General features: G+C 32.7%; 2 protein-coding genes. Both read left to right on the plus strand.

Annotation, left to right across the window (positions count from 1 at the left end; translation table 11 throughout):
* A partial coding sequence (locus L979_RS15420; protein WP_047692790.1) for an HK97 family phage prohead protease occupies positions 1-360 on the plus strand: 360 nt, incomplete at its 5' end.
* The coding region (locus L979_RS15425) for a hypothetical protein (protein WP_046091411.1) at positions 353-572 on the plus strand (220 nt) is incomplete at its 3' end. The genes L979_RS15420 and L979_RS15425, both read left to right, overlap by 8 nt.

Here is a 572-nt window from a genome sequence, read left to right on the forward strand (position 1 = left end):
GGATCTAGTGAAGTCATTGGGGACGCGAAAGTTTATTATGACTTAGCTTCTAATAAATACCTGACTGACTTTACGCTTTACGACAATGCACCAAACATTAACAAAGCTGTGGAAAATGGAGCGTTTGATTCACTATCAATTGCCTATTACATTACAGATTATGAGTTTAATGAAAATGATGCTCTAGTTGTAAATAAAGCACAGTTTAAAGAGATTTCTCTTGTTTCAGTACCAGCTGACCCTAACGCAAAGTTTATTCAAAATGCATTGGGCGAAGAACTCACAGAAGAACGTAACAAAATTATTGAAAGCCGTAACGCTTTGAAAGAAATTGAGGATATTAAAAAGAAATATGAATAAACCTGATTTAATCGAAAAACAGAACCGCTTGGCAGAACTTAAAGAAAATAACGTATCTTTAAAATCTCAAATTAGTGGCTTTGAAGTAAAAAATGCAATTGAAGACTTGCCTAAAGTACAAGAATTGGAAAAAACACTTTCAGAAAATTCAATTGAAATTATCAAAATTGAGAATGAACTTAACGCACAGGAAGAAAAACCAAAAGGAAAAG

The organism is Kocuria sp. ZOR0020 (assembly GCF_000800955.1).
Lineage (GTDB): Bacteria > Actinomycetota > Actinomycetes > Actinomycetales > Micrococcaceae > Kocuria > Kocuria subflava.